The sequence below is a fragment of the Corallococcus sp. AB049A genome (genome assembly GCF_003668885.1).
GTDB classification, from domain to species: domain Bacteria; phylum Myxococcota; class Myxococcia; order Myxococcales; family Myxococcaceae; genus Corallococcus; species Corallococcus interemptor.
In genome coordinates, this window is record NZ_RAWL01000934.1 from 1 (window position 1) to 527 (window position 527).

The 527-nt window shown below is 62.4% G+C and carries 1 protein-coding gene; it reads right to left on the bottom strand.

Annotated features, from left to right (window positions below; translation table 11 throughout):
* A partial coding sequence (locus tag D7X55_RS45955; RefSeq protein ID WP_199747367.1) for an enoyl-CoA hydratase-related protein occupies positions 1–224 on the bottom strand: 224 nt, incomplete at its 3' end.
* Between the last annotated feature and the right edge of the window lie 303 nt (positions 225–527).

Genomic DNA, 527 nt, shown 5'->3' on the forward strand with positions numbered 1-527 from the left:
CTGAGGGTGTTCATTTCCGCGATGTCGGCACCGGCCACGAAGGCCTTCGGGCCCGCCCCGGTCAACACCACCACGCGCACCTCCGGATCGGCAGCGGCGTCCCTGAAGGCATCGGCCAGCGCCTGCAGGGTCGCGGCGTTCAGGGCATTGAGCTTGTCCGGGCGCTGGACGGTCACGGTGCGGATGGCGCCTTCGTCGGCAACGGCGATCAGGGCATCGGCCACGGGGAAACTCCTGGAACGTTAAAAAAAAGTGATATTGAACTCTGCAAACGCAGACGGGTCATAGCCTGCATCGTGAGTAGCGGTTACACGTTGCGCCCGTTATCCTAACCCGTCGCCTCAGGGCGGCGAAGAACGTCCCTGAGTTACCACCCCTGGAGAACTGTTTGATGAAGTTGCGTTCTATCGCGGTCGCCGTCGCGGCCCTGGCCCTGACGGGCAATGCCTTCGCCCAGGACATCGCGTCCGAGAAGGGCAAGCTGAGTTATTACTTCGGTTACGACTACGGCAACAACCTGGCGGAGC